The following is a 16,369-nucleotide window of genomic DNA, read 5'->3' as shown; positions in this document are numbered from 1 at the left end:
GCGGGGACGGATCGGGCCGGCGTCCCGCGCGTCGCCACGGCACCGGGTCACCCCCGGCGGGTGATCCGTCCGCGCCGTACCTGTGGAGAGGCTGGGGGGGGGATGGCGGGCCGGCCGCCCGGTGCCGGGCACAGGAGCGGGAGACAGCGATGAAGGACCGACCGACCGCCCGGACCGGTGCCGTCCGGCCTCCGCCCGAGCGGGAGCCGCGCGGGGGGCCGCGGACACGAGACGCGCAGGGACGGGAGCCACAGGCACGGGAGCCGCGGGGACGGACGTCGCGTCGGCGGCGGGCGGCGGGCGCGGCGCTCGGGCGCGCGGTCCTCATCGCGGCGGGGCTCGTCACCGTCTACTACCTGCTGCCCCTGGACGGACACCTGACGAGCGGTGCCTCGGTGGTACTCGTGTGCGGGCTGCTGCTGGTCGTGGCGGTCTTCTGGTGGGAGGTGCGGGCCATCGTGGATTCGCCCTGGCCCCGGCTGAAGGCGGTCGAGGCCCTGGCCACGACGGTGGCGCTGTTCCTGCTGCTCTTCGCGACCGCCTACTTCCTGCTGGAGCACACCGCGCCGGGCTCGTTCAGCGAGCCGCTGACCAAGACGGACTCCCTGTACTTCACGCTCACCACGTTCACGACCGTCGGCTACGGCGACATCGTGGCCCGTTCCCAGACCGGACGGGTCCTGACGATGAGCCAGATGCTGTGCGGGCTGCTGCTGGTGGGCGTGGCCGCGAAGATCCTCGCGGGCGCGGCGCGGGCGGGACTGCGCCGGCAGGGCCGGGAGCCGGCGGACGACTTCCCTCGCGGCCGGAGGGCCGGACAATGACCGCAACAGCCTCCACCCCGCCCTTCCTGTCCCCCGCCGAACGCGCCGCCGAAGGCCGCAACGCCCGTCGGCGCTCGCCGCGTTCCTCCCACGGCCGGTTCGAGACGGGGCCCGGGCGGTTCGATCCGGTGGAGGTGGTGGAGCGTCAGTCGGCCACGCGCGTACCGGAGTTGGTGCCTGTCCGCTACGGCCGCATGCTCGAATCGCCGTTCCGTTTCTACCGGGGCGCGGCGGCGGTCATGGCGGCGGATCTCGGGTCGGCCCCCGACACCGGGCTTCGGGTGCAGCTCTGCGGCGACGCCCATCTGCTGAACTTCCGCCTGCTGGCCTCGCCCGAGCGCCATCTGGTCTTCGACCTCAACGACTTCGACGAGACCCTGGCCGGCCCCTTCGAGTGGGACGTCAAACGGCTCGCGGCCAGTGTCGCGATCGCGGCCCGGGCGAACGGCTTCGGCCCCGGGGAGCAGGACAGCGCGGTGGCGGCGTGCGTACGCGCCTACCGGCGGCGGATGCGGCGGTTCGCAGGCATGCGCGTCCTCGACATCTGGTACGCGCAGGACGACGCCGACCGCTTGCGCGAACTGATGGCCGCCTCGATGACGAAGGAGACCAGGCGCCGCACCGCCCGGGCGACGGCGAAGGCCCGGACCCGCACCCACCTGCAGGCCCTGGCCGCGCTCACCACCGCCACCGGCGAGGGCCGGCGGATCGCACCGGACCCGCCGTTGATCACTCCCCTGCGCGACCTCGTGGCCGGCTCCCCGGCGCAGGAGCAGGAGCGGGAGCTGCGCACCGTCCTGGAGGGGTACGCCCGCTCCCTGTCGTCCGAGCGGCGGCACCTGCTGCGCCACTACCGGCTGGTGGACCTCGCCCGCAAGGTGGTGGGCGTGGGCAGCGTCGGCACCCACTGCTGGATCGCGCTCCTGCTCGGCCGGGACGACGACGACCCGCTGCTGCTCCAGGCCAAGGAGGCGCAGGAGTCGGTCCTCGCCGCCCACACCGGGGGCGTCGGCTACGACAACGAGGGGCACCGCGTCGTGGCGGGGCAGCGGCTGATCCAGACCACCAGCGACATCCTGCTGGGCTGGACGCACGCCGTGGGCCTCGACGGCCGCGAGCGGGACTTCTACGTACGGCAGCTGCGCGACTGGAAGGGCATCGCCCGGCCGGAGACCATGGACCCCGGCCTGCTCCGGCTTTTCGCGCGACTGTGCGGGGCGAGTCTGGCCCGGGCCCACGCCCGCTCGGGCGACCCCGTCGCCATCGCCGCGTACCTGGGCGGCGGCGACCGCTTCGACCGCGCCCTCACCACGTTCGCCCAGGCCTATGCAGACCGGAACCGGCGGGACTTCGAGGCGCTCGGCGCCGCCGCCCGCTCCGGCCGTATCCGTACGGCTGTCCGGTGACCGCCGCGCCCGGGGTCCGGCTCACTCGGGGTCCGGCTCACTCGGGGAGCCGGCGCATCTCGACGACCTCGAGCCCCAGCGACTGGAAGCGAATCAGCAGCCCGTACAGCTGGGCCTCGTCGACGACGGGGCCGAACAGCACGGTCTGCCCGGCCATCACGACGTGGTCCAGCTCCGGGAAGGCCTTGGTCAGCGTCTGCGACATCTGTCCCTCGACGCGGATCTCATAGCGCATGGGCTGCCCTTCCCCGGACGCCTGGGGTGTGCGGTGCGCGCCCTTCTCCGGTCATGCTCCACCCCGCGGCACCGGCCGTCCTCACCCGGGGCAGGTGAACCGCGGCCGTGGCACGGCGCCGCCTCGGTGCCGCGGACGAGGTCGAGCGGGTCGTCCCGCACCGTGGTGGAACCGCCGAGCGGGGACCCGGGGCCGCTTCACAGGAGCCGCACCTCGCGGGCACGGCGGACCGCCTCGGCCCGCCGGCTCACCCCGAGCTTGCGGTAGATGCTCTTGAGGTGGGTCTTCACGGTGTTCGCCGACACGTTCAGGTCGGCGGCGATCTCCTCCGTCGACAGCATCTCGGCCAGGCGGTGCAGCACGTCCCGTTCCCGGGCGCTCAGCTCCTCGACGACGAGGTCCGGGGACCGGTCCGGTGCGGCGGGTTCCCCGTCGGCGTGGCGGGCCGGGCCGGGCACGAGCCAGCCACCGGCCAGCTCCCGCAGCCGGCCGGTGCTCAGCAGGGGGTGGATCCAGGGACCGGCCTCCAGGAACGGCCTGCGTAGTCGGTCGCGCCGGCTGTCCAGGAGGGCGCGGGCGACGAGGCGGGCGGCGGTGCCGTGGTCCCCTGTCTCGTGGGCGGCCCGGGCGCGGACCAGCGTGGCCCGGACCGTCACCGCCGGGCCGGGCCTGCCGTCCTCCGGCAGACGGTCGAGCAGGCCGAGCGCCTCTTCGGGCCGGCCCGCCACGAGCCGGATCCGGGCCGCCTCGACCGCACACGCGGTCCGGTGGTGTGCCATCCCGTCGATGGCCTGTCGGGCCGGTTCCGGATGGCCCAGGGCCAGGTGGGCGGCGGAGGCGAGCAGGGCGCTGTGTTCCCGCGCCCATGGGGACGCCACGTCCGCGGTGACCGGTTCGCCGGCCGCGGCCAGCGCGGCCCGGGCGTCCCCCCGGGCCAGCAGCAGCCGGCCCCGGACGACGGCCCGCCCCGCCCGCGCCACGGGGTCCTCGGCCCACGGGCGGCAGACTGCCTCGTCGGCCAGGAGCTCCTGGGCCTCGTCCGGTTCGTTGCGGTCCAGCCGGACGGCTGCCAGGACCAGGGCGACGAGGCCGTCACCGGGCCGCCGGGGCAGGCTGTGGCGCTCCGCCTCGCCGGCCGCGGCCAGGGCCTTGTGCTCCGCACGGCCGGGCCAGCCGGTGAGGTAGTCGATCAGCGCCAGATGGCCCAGCGCCTCCCAGCGGGGCAGCGCCAGCACCGCTCCGCCCGGTTGGGAGGCGACCGCCGCCAGGGCGGTCCGGGCGTCGTCGAACCGTCCGGCCCACAGGCGGGCGGAGCCGAGGTGGGTGAGGAGGAGGGCGGTGAGTTCCGGGTGCTCGTCGAGGAGCTCCGCCGGAATCTCCCGCCGCAGCAGCCGGGCCCGCTCGGCGGCGTGCTCGGCCTGTTCGGGGGAGCCGGTCAGCCGGGCCGCGAGCGCCTCAAGGAAGGCGAGGCCGAACCGTGCCGGGGCCGGCTCCCCGCCGTCACGGGCCAGTTCCCGCCGGGCTCGGCGCAGATGGGCCACACCGTGTACGAGATCGTGTCGGCCCAGGTCACGGGCGGCGCGGACCAGATCGGGCGCCGGTCCCCTCACCTCGGGGCCCATGTCCGCGAACAGGGCGGAGAGGTCTTCGGAGCGCAGGCCGGTGAAGAGGCGGCCGATCGCGTGGTCGTCGACGACGGCCCGGGCGGTGAACTCCCAGTCGTCCGCAGCGGCGCCCTGGACGAGCGCCTCCCGCAGGGCTCCCGAACGCCGCAGCCAGCGGGCGGCCCGGCCGCGCAGCTCCGGCTCCAGGCCGGGGAAGCGCTCGCGCAGATGGGCGCGGAGTATCTCGGCGAACAGCGGGTGCAGGGTGTACCAGGCGTGTCCGAGATAGTGGACGAAGGCGTTCTCGCGGTGCAGCGAGGCGAGGACGGACTCCGCGTCGGAGCGCAGCGTCAGCGCGTTCACCAGGTCGGGGCAGAAGCGTTCGAGGACGCTGATGCGCAGCAACAGGTCCTGGGTGTCCGGTGCCTGCCGGTCGAGCACCTCGGCCAGCAGGAAGTCGGCGACGGTGCTGCGGCCGGCCTCGAACTGCTTGACGTACGTGTCGGGGTGCTCGTCCTGCCGGGCGGCCAGCGCGCAGAGCCTGAGACCGGCGGCCCATCCCCGGGTGCGCTCGACCAGGGCCCGCGCGGCGCTCACGGGCAGGCGCAGGCCGTGGCGGGTGAGCAGTTCCCGCGCCTCGGCGGTGGTGAAGGCCAGCTCGGCGTCCCGGATCTCCGTCATCTCGCCCGAGGCGCGGTAGCGGTGCAGCGGCAGCAGGGGTTCCGTGCGGGTGACCAGGACCAGGCGCAGTCCGTGTCCGGCGTGGTGCAGGACGAACTGCAGCTGCCGCGCGATCTCGGCGGAGGTGACGCGGTCGAACTCGTCGAGGACGACGACGGTGGTGTGGTCGCGCCGCTCCAGGCCGGCGGCGAGGCGGGTCAGGGTCCTCGGGTCCACGCGGCCGGCCCCCGCGGGGCAGCCGACCTCGGCCGCCGCCGGGATGCCGGCGGCCCGCAGCGCCTCCAGGAGGTACGCCCAGAAGACCCCGGGGGCCCGGTCGGCGGTGTCGGAGGTGAGCCAGACGACGGGTTCGCGCAGACCGGCGGCCCAGTCCGCGACCAGGAGGGTCTTGCCCGCGCCGGCGGACCCGTTGACCATGGTCAGGGGCGTGTGGAGCCCTTGGTCGAGGTGCCGGACCAGGCGCGGGCGGCGCAGGAAGGTGGCGGGCCGCCGCGGCAGTGCGAACCGGGTGCGCAGCAGGGGGTCGCCCGCGGGGTCGGCACCGGCAGGCGCCGGCTCCGCATCGGTCTCGTCGGTCACGGCCATGAAGCCCCCAGTGCGTGCCGTCCGCCGGTTCATGAGCGGTCCCTCGTCCCGCCAGCATCTCTCCGTTCACTCCCCTGCGCACGCCCGCGGCTGAGCATCGCGGCGGCCCGACCACCCGTCGCGGGCGATGCGCCCCGGTGGCGTCCGGGGGTCGACTGAGGTGCCCGCACACCGCCCAGGGAGCCGCGGGGCACGCCCGGCGGCTCGGAACCGGAGTACCGACCATGTGCCGCTGGCTCGCCTACTCGGGCACCCCCGTGCTGCTCGACGACGTCCTCTACCGTCCGCAGCACTCGCTGATCGACCAGAGCCTGCACGCGCGGATGGGGGTGGAGACGACCAACGGCGACGGTTTCGGCGTCGGCTGGTACGCCTGGCACCTGCGCACACCCGCCGTCATCCGCGACACCGGGCCGGCCTGGAGCAACCGCAATCTGCGGGAGATCGCCGACCACGTCCGCTCGCCGCTGTTCTTCGCCCATGTGCGCGCGTCCACCGGGACCGCCGTGCAGCAGACCAACTGCCATCCCTTCCGCCACGGACGCTGGATGTGGATGCACAACGGGGCGATCACCGGGTTCTCCGCGATGCGCCGGGATCTGATGCTGACCGTCGACCCGGGGCTGTTCCCGTCGCTGGAGGGCACGACCGACTCCGAGTTGATGTTCCACGTGGCCCTCACCTTCGGCCTCGACGGCGATCCGCCGGGCGCGGTGGCGCGGATGGCGGGTCTCGTCGAGCGTCTGGGGGACGAGCACGCAGTGGCGGAACCGCTGCAGATGACCATCGCGGTGACCGACGGCGAGCGGCTGTGGTTCTTCCGCTATTCCAGCGGCGGCAACTCGCGGTCGCTCTACTTCAGCAGCCGGGTGGAGGACGTGCGTGCCCTCCACCCCGACCTCGCGTTCCTCAAGCACATCTCCGACGACACCCGCCTGGTGGTGTCGGAGCCGCTGGGCGATCTCCCCGGTGTGTGGAACGCCGTGCCGGAGAGCAGCTACGGCGTCGTCCAGCCAGGCCGGGACCTGCTGCAGCACTTCGAGCCGCAGCCCGTGTGAGCCGCCCGGGGGTGTCTCAGCCCAGCCGGGCGGCGAACACCCCGTGGGCCCGCTCGTCGAACAGCACGAACCTGACCCGCTCGACCGCCGTGCCGGCCGCCCGGACCGTCTCGACGGCGATGCGGGCGCCGTCGTCCATGGGCCAGCCGTAGACGCCGGTGGAGACGGCGGGGAACGCGACCGTGCGGGCGCCGAGTTCGTCGGCGACGCGCAGCGACTCGCGGTAGCAGGAGGCCAGGAGGTGGGAGCGGTCCTCGGTGGTGCTGAAGACGGGGCCGACGGTGTGGATGACCCAGCGGGCGTCGAGGTCGCCGGCGGTGGTGGCGACCGCCTGACCGGTGGCCAGGCCCTCGCCATAGTGCGAGGCGCGGAGCTTGCGGCACTCCTCCAGGATCGCCGGGCCGCCGCGCCGGTGGATCGCGCCGTCGACCCCTCCCCCGCCCAGCAGCGAGGAGTTGGCCGCGTTGACGATCGCGTCGACGCTCTCGCGGGTGATGTCGCCCTGGACCGCCTCGATGATGGTCACGTCTGCCTCAGTCGCTTCCACACGGCCTTCGCCGCGTTGTGTCCGGACATGCCGTGCACGCCCGGGCCCGGCGGGGTCGCCGAGGAACAGATGAAGATCGCCGGGTGGGGCGTGTGGTACGGGAACAGGGTGAGCTTCGGGCGGAGCAGGAGCTGCAGGCCGGAGGCCGCGCCGGTGGCGATGTCACCACCGACGTAGTTGGCGTTGCGGGCGGCGAGTTCGGGCGGGCCGGCCGTGGCGCGGGCCAGGACGCGGTCGCGGAACCCCGGCGCGAAGCGCTCCAGCTGACGCTCGACGGCGTCGGTGAGGTCGCCGGTCCAGCCGTGCGGGACGTGCCCGTAGGCCCAGAAGACGTGCTTGCCCTCGGGGGCGCGGGTCGGGTCGACGACGCTCGGCTGGGTCGTGATGAGGAACGGCTTGTCGGGGGCCCGGCCCTCGCGGGACGCAGCGCGCAGGGCCGCGCCGATCTCCGCGCGGTCCGCGCCGATCTGCACCGTGCCGGCGACCCGGGCCTCCTTCGCGGTCCACGGCACGGGCCCGTCCAGCGCGTAGTCGATCTTGAACACGCCCGGTCCGTAGCGGTAGCCGGCGTAGTGACTGCCGAAGCCGGCGATACGGGCCAGGGCGGTGGGTGAGGTGTCGAAGACGTAGGCCCGGGCCGGCGGCAGGTCGTCGAGGCGCTTGACCTCGTAGTCGGTGTGGACCTCGCCGCCGAGGTCGCGCAGATGGGCGGCGAGGGCGTCGGAGAGCGCCTGGGAACCGCCGCGGGCGAGCGGCCAGCCGCGGGCGTGCGCCGCGAGCGCGAAGACCAGGCCGACGGCGCCGGTGGCCAACCCGCCGAGCGGTGCCATGACATGGGCGACGAGCCCGGCGAACAGCGCTCGGGCGGGTTCGTCGCGGAAGCGGCGCATCAGCAGGGTCGACGGGGGCAGGCCGGTGAGCCCGAAGCGGGCGAGGGTGACCGGGTCGCGGGGCAGCGCCGTGAGCGGCAGGGACATGAAGTCCCGGACGAGCGTGTCCCACTTGGGCAGGAAGGGCTCGACCAGCCTGCGGTAGGCACCGGCGTCGCGCGGTCCGAAGGAGGCGGCCGTCTCGCCGACCGACCGGGACAGCACGGCCGCCGTGCCGTCCGGGAAGGGATGGGCCATGGGCAGCTCGGCGTGGAGCCACTCCAGGCCGTACCGCTCCAGCGGCAGGGCGCGGAACGCCGGCGAGTTGATGGCGAGGGGGTGGGCCGCGGCGCACGGGTCGTGCCGGAAGCCGGGCAGGGTGAGCTCCTCGGTGCGGGCTCCGCCGCCCACGGTGCTCCTGGCCTCGAAGACGGCGACGGAGAAGCCGCGCCGGGCCAGCTCCACGGCCGCGGTCAGTCCGTTCGGTCCCGCACCCACTACGACCGCATCGAGCATCGACGGCACCTTCGGACCCCTTCGTCAGCCGATGGCCACTGGGCATCAGGATATGCCCGGGGCCGGACAGTCACCGGCCGCGGGGGATGTCCGCCCGGGACGACCGGTTCGCGACGGTGGCAACCCTCCTCCAAGCACGCTGGGTCACCGCCTGTGCGCGCCACGCGACGACTGGGGCTCGTCAGCCTCCGCCCGCCAGCAGCCCCGCGATCCGGCGGGCCGTGGCCGCGTCCCGGGCCGCGGTGAACGGCAGGGCGTTGCCGCCCGTGATGCGGAACGGCTCGCCGCTCAGGGTCAGATGGGCGCCGCCCGCCTCCTCGACGAGGAGCAGACCGGCCGCGTGGTCCCACGCCGCCTCCCAGGAGAAGGCCGTGGCGTCCGACTCGCCGCGGGCGATGGCCAGGTATTCCAGGCCGGCCGAGCCGCAGGCGCGCGGTGCCACGCCCTCGGTGCGCAGACCGAGCAGGGCGTGCTTCTGCTCGTCCGTCGTGTAGTCCGGGTGGGAGGTGGCCACGCGGAGGTCGCGGCCCGGCTCGGGGACGCCGGCGAACAGCCGCTCGCCGTCGAGGTAGGCGCCCTTGCCCCGCTGGGCGGTGGCGAGCCGGTCACGGGCGGCGGCGTAGGTCCAGGAGGCGAGGAGGGTGCCGCCGTGGGCCAGTGCGACCAGGGTGCAGAATCCGGCCTCGCCGCGCACGAACTGCCGTGTCCCGTCGACCGGGTCGACGATCCACACCGGGGCGTCGCCGCGTATCGCCTCGTAGGAGGCCGGGTTGGCGTGGACCGCCTCCTCGCCCACCACGACCGAGCCGGGCAGCAGGGCGACCAGCGCCTCGGTCAGGTACAGCTCGGCCTTGCGGTCGGCGTCGGTCACCAGGTCGTGCGGCCCGGCCTTCTGGTCGATCTCGTGCGCGGCGAGCCGGCGCCAGCGCGGCAGGATCTCCGTGGCCGCGGCCTTGCGGATCGTCTCTTCGACGTCGGAGGCGTGCCGGGTGAGAAACTCTTCGATGGTTTCGTTGCTGTCGATCACCCTTCCATCACAACACGCGCCGCTGACAATCCCCACCCGCGGGGTGCACCCCGGGTGGCGCCGCGGTGAACGCCGGCGCGGGGAGGCGGTCACCGGCCGACCGCGTACCCCTGCATGCCGCGCGGGTTCGCCGCCGCCGACAGCACGCCCGTCTCCGGGTCCCGGGCGACCGCGCAGAGCCTGCCCTCCGACCAGGGGGCGCCGACGGTCACCTCATGGCCGCGCCGCCGCAGCTCCGCGACGACGGCCGGGTCGGTGCGGGCCTCCACGGTCACGCTGCCCGGGCGCATGCCGCGCGGGTAGAAGGAGCCGGGGAAGCCGTCGTTGTGCCAGTTCGGGGCGTCGATCGCGCCCTGCAGGTCGGGACCGCCGCGGACCCGGGGGCGCAGCGCGAGGGCCAGCAGGAAGTGCAGCTGCCACTGGTCCTGCTGGTCGCCGCCGGGCGTGCCGAACGCCAGGACGGGCACGCCCTCGCGCAGCGCGATCGACGGGGACAGGGTGGTGCGGGGGCGGCGGCCGGGGGTGAGGGTGGCGGGCAGGCCCTCCTCCAGCCAGGTCATCTGCAGCCGGGTGCCGAGCGGGAAGCCGAGTTCCGGCACGACGGGGTTGGACTGGAGCCAGCCGCCGCTGGGTGTGGCCGAGACCATGGTGCCCCAGCGGTCGACGACGTCGAGGTGGCAGGTGTCGCCCCGGGTGCTGCCGTCGGGGAGGATCTCCGGTTCACCGGGCACGGGCGAGACGGGGAGTTTCGCGACCGTCGGCTCGCCGATGCCGAGCGCGTCGAAGCCCTCCTGCGCGGCGGTGGCCACGCGCGCGTGCGCGCCCAGGCGGGGGGTGCGCCCACCCGGGCTGCCGGGCCGCAGACCGTGCTCGGCCCGCTCGCCGACGAGGGCGCGGCGGGCCGTGTTGTACGCGGGTGACAGCAGGTCGTCGAGCGGCACGTCCGCGGCGTCCCCGTACCAGGCCTCCCGGTCCGCCATGGCGAGCTTGCAGCCCTCGACGAGGAGGTGGACGTAGTCGGCCGAGGCGTACGGTGGCAGCTCGGGCGGGAGCAGGGCGAGCTGCTGCAGGAGGACCGGCCCCTGGCTCCAGGGGCCGGGCTTGCACACGGTCCAGCCGTTCCAGTCGTACGTCGCCGGTGTCTCCCAGGTCGCGGACCAGGCGGCGAGGTCGGCGGCGGTGAGGGTGCCGGTGTGGCGGGTGCCGCTGGTGTCGAGGGTGGGGCGGGCGGCCTGCCGGACGAGGGCCTCGGCGATGAATCCGGTGCGCCAGACCTGCCGTGCCGCGTCGATCCGCGCCTCCCGGTCCCCTGCTCCGGCGGTCTCGGCGAGCAGGCGCTTCCAGGTGGCGGCGAGCGCGGGGTTGCGGAACAGCTGCCCTGGGCGTGGTGCCTTGCCGCCGGGCAGATAGACCTCCGCCGAGGAGGTCCACTCGGTCTCGAAGAGTTCCCGTACGGTCTCGACGGTCTGGCCGAGGCGCTCCACGGGCGGGTGGCCGTGCTCGGCGTATCCGATGGCGTACTTCAGGACGTCGTCGAGGGACTTGGTGCCGTGGTCGCGCAGCAGCAGCGCCCAGGCGTCGAAGGCGCCGGGCACGGCGGCGGCGAGCGGTCCGGTGCCGGGGACGAGGTCGAGGCCGAGGCCGCGGTAGTGCGCGACGGTCGCCCCGGCCGGCGCGACGCCCTGCCCGCACAGCACCCGCACCTCGCCGCCGGGCGGGGCGAACAGCAGGGGCACCTCACCGGCCGGCCCGTTGAGGTGGGGTTCGACGACCTGCAGCACGAAGCCGCCCGCGACGGCCGCGTCACAGGCGTTGCCACCGTCCTCCAGCACGGCCATCGCCGTCTGCGAGGCGAGCCAGTGGGTGGAGGAGACCATGCCGAAGGTGCCCTGGAGGGTGGGGCGGGACGTGAACATGCGGCTCGTCACCTCTCGTCGTCGTGCGCCACTCGTCCCCTCCCCCTGTCGCGGCCCCGACAAAACCCCGGGCCGAAGCGGGTGCGCGAATCCCCCACTCACCGCGCAAACGACCGGAATCACAGGCGTCCGTGGTGAGCCCCCGTCACCGTGCCACCACGCAGCGAGTTCGCACTTCCGCCCCACAGGGACTCGTGTGACACTGTCGTCCCCGTCCGCCGTGCGGACCCGTTCCGCACCGTCCGTCCCCCACGAGAAGGGCGCCGTGCGTTCCCTACCCCTTCCCCTGGCCCTGACCGCACGCCTGTCGCCGGTGGCCGTGCTCGCCGCGGCGGGCTGGGCGCTGTCGTCCGGTCCGCTCGCCGCACCGACGGCCGCCCAGCACAGGCCGGCCGAGGAGAAGACCGAGACCCGGTCCGCCTCCACTCCCTCGACGTCGACGGAGACGAAGACGTACGCGGCGGCGCCCGCGCCGTGCGAGAGCGTCGCCAGGAAGACGATCGAGTCGCTGGTGCCGGGCGCCAGGTCGGCCGGCAAGGAGATTCCGTCCACGGACGCGAAGCTGCGCCGGACCTGCTCCTGGAACGCGCTCAAGGGCTACGACTACCGGTGGCTCGACGTGTCCTACGAGGTGATGGCGTCGGACGAGGCGGCCGAGAGGTCGTACCGGGAACAGGTGGAGCGGAGGAGCGGCGGCGGGGCCGTCCCCGGTCTGGGAGACAGCGCGTACTCCGTCGTGAACCTCACCACCGAGGACAAGCAGCAGACCCGCGAGGGCGTCGTGATAGCCCGCGCCTCCAACGCGCTGGTGACGATCACCTACAACGGCAGTGACTTCGAGTCGAACAAGGCGCCGGACACGGACACCGTCAACAAGGGCGCCATCAAGGCCGCGAAGGAGGCCGTGGCCGCGCTGGAGAGCGAGAAGGGCTGAACGCCCTCCAGCGCGGCGCTCACCCGGCTCGGCGGGCCGCGCGGCCGCGCGGCGCCATCAGCAGCAGGTACAGCACCATCGATGTGCCCAGGCCAACGGCCCAGCCGTAGTCGGCCAGGTCGGCCAGTGCCGGGATGGGACGGCCGTCGACGAGCGGCTTGAAGCCGGCGCCGCCGACGGCGAGGACACCGCCGGCCGCGAAGGCCACGACGGCCCGCCAGTTCCAGCCGCCCTCGTACCAGTAGCGGCCACCCGGGCGGTACAGGTCGGCGAGGTCGAGCCTGCCGCGGCGCAGGATCCAGTAGTCGGCGATGAGGATGCCCGCGACGGTGCCGAGCAGGCCGCCCACCAGGCCGAGCCAGGTGAAGATGTAGCCCTGCGGGTCGGAGTACAGCTTCCACGGGAAGATCAGCACGCCGAGGACGCAGGTCGCGAGGGCGCCGGCGCGGAAACTGATGCGCCGGGGCGCGATGTTGGAGAAGTCGAACGCCGGGGAGACCAGGTTGGCCGCGACGTTGACGGACAGGGTCGCGACCAGGACGGTGACCAGCGCGAAGAGCAGGCCCACGGTGTTGTCCGTCTTGGCGGCGAGCTGCACCGGGTCCCAGATGGCCTCGCCGTAGACGGCCTGGGAGCCGGAGGTGACCATGACCGAGAGGAACGCGAAGAGCGTCATGGTGGTCGGCAGGCCGAGGGCCTGGCCCCAGGTCTGTGCCTTCTGGCTCCTGCCGTAGCGGGTGAAGTCGGGGATGTTCAGCGACAGCGTGGACCAGAAACCGATCATGCCCATGAGGGCGGGGGCGAACAGCGTCCAGAAGTCGGCGCCCCAGCCCAGTTTCGAGGGCTGGTCCAGCAGCGGTCCAAAGCCGCCCGCCTTGTCCCTCATCCACCACAGCATCACGAAGGCGCCGACGAGCACGAAGGGCGCCGCCCAGTTCTCGAACCGGCGGATCGTCTCCATGCCCCGGTAGATGATGACGACCTGCAGCGCCCAGAAGAGCGCGAACGACAGCCACATCGTCCAGGCGTAGCCGCCGACCTCCGCCGCGTCCGTCCAGCCGGTCCCGACGAGCTTGCCGGCCAGGAAGTAGATGGCCTCGCCGCCGATCCAGGTCTGGATGCCGAACCAGCCGCAGGCCACGAGCGCTCTCACGACGGCGGGCAGGTTGGCGCCGCGGATGCCGAAGGAGGCGCGTGCGAAGACCGGGAAGGGTATCCCGTACTTGGGTCCGGCGTGCCCGGTGAGCAGCATGGGTATCAGCACGATCACGTTGGCCAGGGCGATGGTGAACACCGCCTGCTTCCAGTCCATGCCGACGGCGATGAGCCCGGAGGCCAGGGTCCAGGAAGCCGTGTTGTGGGCCATGCCGACCCACAGCGCGGAGAAGTTGTACGTGGTCCAGGTGCGCTTGGCGACGGGGACCGGCAGCAGGTCCTCGTTGGCGTAGGGACCGCTCGGCGCCGGGGCGCCCGGGGCGATCTCCACCCGGCCGTCGGCGAGGGTGACTTGGGTGGTCGGCGGGGTGGCCGTGGGAGCGGTATCGGTCATTGGGCCGGGCCAATCGGGAGGTGGGACGGGAATGGCCGTGCGGGTGATGCCGACGGGGGGTGCGCCCGGGAGCGTCCTGCGCCCCCTTCCCGGGCCGGGGGAAGGGGGAGTTGACGGGGGGTGCGCGACAGGGGTCAGTGGTTGAGGACTGGGATCACCCGGGATCCGTAGGCGTCGATCACTGCTTCCTGCGCGTCGTGCATGTCGTAGACGGCGAACTGGTCCACGCCGAGTTCGCGCAGTGCGTTCAGTTTCTCGACGTGCCGCTCCACCGGGCCGATCAGGCAGAACCGGTCGACGATCTCGTCGGGCACGAACCGGGTGTCCGGGTTGCCGGCGCGGCCGTGGTGGGAGTAGTCGTAACCCTGGCGGGCCTTGATGTAGGCGGTGAGTTCGTCCGGGACGGCGGCCGAGTGCTCGCCGTACTTGGAGACCAGGTCGGCCACGTGGTTGCCGACCATGCCGCCGAACCAGCGGCACTGCTCGCGCGCGTGGGCGAGCGCCTCGGGCGAGTCGTCCTCGGTGACGTAGGCGGGGGCGGCCACGCAGACGGTCACCTCCGACGGGTCGCGTCCGGCGGCGACGGCCGCGTCCTTCACGGCTTTGACCATGTACTCGGTCAGGTACAGGTCGGCCAGCTGGAGGATGAACCCGTCCGCCTCCTCGCCGGCCATCTTCAGGGCCTTGGGGCCGTACGCGGCCATCCACACGGGCAGCTCGGCGTCCGGCTTGATCCACGGGAACCGGACGACGCTGCCGCCGCCGAGGTCGGCCTCCCGGCCGCTGCCGAGGGCCCGGATGACCCGCATGGCGTCGCTGATCCGGGCCAGGGTGTTGGGTTTGCGTCCGGCCACGCGCATCGCTGAGTCGCCGCGGCCGATGCCGCAGACGGTGCGGTTGCCGAACATGTCGTTGAGGGTGGCGAAGGTGGAGGCGGTGACCTCCCAGGTGCGGGTGCCGGGGTTGGTCACCATCGGGCCGACCTTCAGCTTCGTGGTGTTGGCCAGGATCTGGCTGTAGATCACGAACGGCTCCTGCCACAGCACGGCGGAGTCGAAGGTCCAGCCGTGGGTGAAGCCGTTGCGTTCCGCGCGCTTCATCAGGCTGATCACCCGCGAGGCCGGCGGGTCGGTCTGCAGGACGAGTCCGAAGTCCATGCCCACCACTCCTAGTTGAGGTACTGACAGGTCGAACGCGGGGTGAAGACGCCGTGTCCGGCGTGCCCGGTGTACTCCCGCTCGGTGACGACGGGGACGCCGCGCGAGAACACCGTCTCGACCCGGCCGGTGACCCGCCTGCCCTCGTACGCCGAGTAGTCGACGTTCATGTGGTGGGTCTCGACCGAGATGACCTGCTCGGCGTGCGGGTCGTAGATCACGACGTCGGCGTCGGCGCCCGGCGCGATGGTGCCCTTCTTGGGGTAGAGGCCGAACATGCGGGCCGGGGTGGCACAGGCGATCTCGATCCAGCGGCGGCGGCTGATGTGCCCGTCGACGACGGCCTGGTGGAGCAGGTCCATGCGGTTCTCCACGCCCGGCAGGCCGTTGGGGATCTTGGAGAAGTCGCCGCGGCCGAGTTCCTTCTGGCCGGAGAAGCAGAAGGGGCAGTGGTCGGTGGAGACGACCTGGAGGTCGTTCGTGCGCAGGCCCTGCCAGAGCTTCGCCTGGTGTTCGCGGGGGCGCAGGGGCGTGCTGCACACGTACTTGGCGCCCTCGAAGTCCGGCTCGGCGAGGTTGTCGGTGGACAGGAACAGATACTGCGGGCAGGTCTCGCCGAAGACGGGCAGCCCCTCGTCGCGGGCCCGGGCCAGTTCGGCGACCGCCTCCATCGCCGAGACGTGCACGACGTAGAGGGGAGCGCCGGCCACCTGCGCGAGCCGGATGGCACGGTGGGTGGCCTCGGCCTCCAGCAGGGCCTTGCGGACCTCGCCGTGGAAGCGCGGGTCGGTCTCGCCGCGGGCCAGGGCCTGTTCGACCAGGACGTCGATGGCGATGCCGTTCTCGGCGTGCATCATGATCAGGCCGCCGTTGTCGGCGGAGCGCTGCATGGCGCGCAGGATCTGGCCGTCGTCGCTGTAGAAGACGCCCGGGTAGGCCATGAACTGCTTGAAGGAGGTGACGCCCTCCTCGACCAGCAGGTCCATCTCCTTGAGCGTGTCCTCGTTGACGTCGGAGACGATCATGTGGAAGCCGTAGTCGACCGCGCAGTTGCCCTCCGCCTTGGCGTGCCAGGCGTCGAGGCCCTCGCGCAGGCCGTGGCCGACGCTCTGCACGGCGAAGTCGATGATCGTCGTGGTGCCGCCCCAGGCGGCGGCGCGGGTGCCGGTCTCGAAGGTGTCGGAGGCGAAGGTGCCGCCGAAGGGCAGCTCCATGTGGGTGTGGGCGTCGACGCCGCCGGGGATGACGTACTTCCCGGTGGCGTCGATGGTGCGGTCGGCGGTGAGAACTCCGGGCGCGGCCAGGGCGGCGATTCGGCCGTCTTCGATCAGGACGTCGGCGTGGACTTCGTCGGAAGCTGTGATGACTAGACCGCCGTGGATCAATGTTCGGGTCATCGGGCGCTCCTCAATGTGGATACGTGCGGGTTCGTCGTGGCTGGTCGCGCGCACGCGGCGGCAG

General features: G+C 73.3%; 13 protein-coding genes. 4 read left to right on the top strand and 9 right to left on the bottom strand.

Annotated elements, in window-relative coordinates; translation table 11 throughout:
* Nucleotides 1-149 precede the first annotated feature (149 nt).
* Nucleotides 150-824, top strand: coding sequence for a potassium channel family protein (locus ABTZ58_RS02340; protein WP_351349537.1), 675 nt, complete (start codon nucleotides 150-152; stop codon nucleotides 822-824).
* A complete protein-coding gene (locus tag ABTZ58_RS02335; RefSeq protein WP_351349535.1) occupies nucleotides 821-2,230 on the top strand; it encodes a DUF2252 domain-containing protein in 1,410 nt (469 codons plus the stop codon). Before ABTZ58_RS02340 ends, ABTZ58_RS02335 begins: the two co-directional genes overlap by 4 nt.
* Nucleotides 2,231-2,267: 37 nt before the next feature.
* Here the strand turns inward: ABTZ58_RS02335 and ABTZ58_RS02330 are convergent, their stop codons facing one another.
* A complete protein-coding gene (locus ABTZ58_RS02330; protein WP_351349533.1) occupies nucleotides 2,268-2,465 on the bottom strand; it encodes a DUF8691 family protein in 198 nt (65 codons plus the stop codon).
* 197 nt (nucleotides 2,466-2,662) lie between these two features.
* On the bottom strand, nucleotides 2,663-5,335 hold the full coding sequence (locus tag ABTZ58_RS02325) for a winged helix-turn-helix domain-containing protein (RefSeq protein ID WP_351349531.1): 2,673 nt from the start codon (nucleotides 5,333-5,335) through the stop codon (nucleotides 2,663-2,665).
* A 224-nt stretch (nucleotides 5,336-5,559) separates the two neighbouring features.
* Here ABTZ58_RS02325 and ABTZ58_RS02320 point away from each other — a divergent pair, with 224 nt between their 5' ends.
* Entirely contained in the window at nucleotides 5,560-6,393 is an 834-nt protein-coding gene (locus ABTZ58_RS02320; RefSeq protein WP_351349530.1) for a class II glutamine amidotransferase, read from the top strand.
* 16 nt (nucleotides 6,394-6,409) lie between these two features.
* Here the strand turns inward: ABTZ58_RS02320 and ABTZ58_RS02315 are convergent, their stop codons facing one another.
* From ABTZ58_RS02315 to ABTZ58_RS02300, 4 genes are all read right to left on the bottom strand, one after another.
* Nucleotides 6,410-6,919, bottom strand: coding sequence for an O-acetyl-ADP-ribose deacetylase (locus tag ABTZ58_RS02315; RefSeq protein ID WP_351349528.1), 510 nt, complete (start codon nucleotides 6,917-6,919; stop codon nucleotides 6,410-6,412).
* Nucleotides 6,916-8,325, bottom strand: a complete 1,410-nt coding sequence (locus ABTZ58_RS02310) for a phytoene desaturase family protein (protein WP_351349526.1) — start codon at nucleotides 8,323-8,325, stop codon at nucleotides 6,916-6,918. Before ABTZ58_RS02310 ends, ABTZ58_RS02315 begins: the two co-directional genes overlap by 4 nt.
* A 181-nt stretch (nucleotides 8,326-8,506) precedes the next feature.
* Complete coding sequence (locus tag ABTZ58_RS02305; RefSeq protein ID WP_351349524.1) at nucleotides 8,507-9,352, bottom strand: inositol monophosphatase family protein; 846 nt, start codon at nucleotides 9,350-9,352, stop codon at nucleotides 8,507-8,509.
* A gap of 89 nt (nucleotides 9,353-9,441) precedes the next feature.
* Complete coding sequence (locus ABTZ58_RS02300) at nucleotides 9,442-11,268, bottom strand: gamma-glutamyltransferase family protein (protein WP_351349522.1); 1,827 nt, start codon at nucleotides 11,266-11,268, stop codon at nucleotides 9,442-9,444.
* Between the two features lie 265 nt (nucleotides 11,269-11,533).
* On the opposite strand from ABTZ58_RS02300, the gene ABTZ58_RS02295 reads away from it, so the two are divergent.
* Complete coding sequence (locus ABTZ58_RS02295) at nucleotides 11,534-12,202, top strand: hypothetical protein (RefSeq protein WP_351349520.1); 669 nt, start codon at nucleotides 11,534-11,536, stop codon at nucleotides 12,200-12,202.
* Between the two features lie 19 nt (nucleotides 12,203-12,221).
* On the opposite strand, the gene ABTZ58_RS02290 is transcribed toward ABTZ58_RS02295, so the two are convergent.
* The 3 genes from ABTZ58_RS02290 to hydA form a co-directional block, all read right to left on the bottom strand.
* On the bottom strand, nucleotides 12,222-13,751 hold the full coding sequence (locus ABTZ58_RS02290) for an NCS1 family nucleobase:cation symporter-1 (protein WP_351349518.1): 1,530 nt from the start codon (nucleotides 13,749-13,751) through the stop codon (nucleotides 12,222-12,224).
* A 134-nt stretch (nucleotides 13,752-13,885) separates the two neighbouring features.
* Nucleotides 13,886-14,908: a TIGR03842 family LLM class F420-dependent oxidoreductase gene (locus ABTZ58_RS02285; RefSeq protein ID WP_351349516.1), complete on the bottom strand. Its 1,023-nt coding sequence runs from the start codon at nucleotides 14,906-14,908 to the stop codon at nucleotides 13,886-13,888.
* Nucleotides 14,909-14,919: 11 nt separating this feature from the next.
* Nucleotides 14,920-16,305 (bottom strand): dihydropyrimidinase, encoded by a 1,386-nt coding sequence (hydA, locus tag ABTZ58_RS02280; protein WP_351349514.1) that lies wholly within the window; start codon nucleotides 16,303-16,305, stop codon nucleotides 14,920-14,922.
* Nucleotides 16,306-16,369 lie beyond the last annotated feature (64 nt).

This window comes from Streptomyces sp. NPDC094143 (assembly GCF_040303825.1).
In the GTDB taxonomy this organism is placed as follows: domain Bacteria; phylum Actinomycetota; class Actinomycetes; order Streptomycetales; family Streptomycetaceae; genus Streptomyces.
This window is presented reverse-complemented; position numbering and strand designations above follow the sequence as displayed.

Coding starts and splice junctions, on each gene's coding strand:
- ABTZ58_RS02340 (WP_351349537.1), top strand. CDS start 150: ATGAAGGACCGACCGACCGCCCGGACCGGTGCCGTCCGGCCTCCGCCC.
- ABTZ58_RS02335 (WP_351349535.1), top strand. CDS start 821: ATGACCGCAACAGCCTCCACCCCGCCCTTCCTGTCCCCCGCCGAACGC.
- ABTZ58_RS02330 (WP_351349533.1), bottom strand. CDS start 2,465: ATGCGCTATGAGATCCGCGTCGAGGGACAGATGTCGCAGACGCTGACC.
- ABTZ58_RS02325 (WP_351349531.1), bottom strand. CDS start 5,335: ATGGCCGTGACCGACGAGACCGATGCGGAGCCGGCGCCTGCCGGTGCC.
- ABTZ58_RS02320 (WP_351349530.1), top strand. CDS start 5,560: ATGTGCCGCTGGCTCGCCTACTCGGGCACCCCCGTGCTGCTCGACGAC.
- ABTZ58_RS02310 (WP_351349526.1), bottom strand. CDS start 8,325: ATGCTCGATGCGGTCGTAGTGGGTGCGGGACCGAACGGACTGACCGCG.
- ABTZ58_RS02300 (WP_351349522.1), bottom strand. CDS start 11,268: ATGTTCACGTCCCGCCCCACCCTCCAGGGCACCTTCGGCATGGTCTCC.
- ABTZ58_RS02290 (WP_351349518.1), bottom strand. CDS start 13,751: ATGACCGATACCGCTCCCACGGCCACCCCGCCGACCACCCAAGTCACC.
- ABTZ58_RS02285 (WP_351349516.1), bottom strand. CDS start 14,908: ATGGACTTCGGACTCGTCCTGCAGACCGACCCGCCGGCCTCGCGGGTG.
- hydA (WP_351349514.1), bottom strand. CDS start 16,305: ATGACCCGAACATTGATCCACGGCGGTCTAGTCATCACAGCTTCCGAC.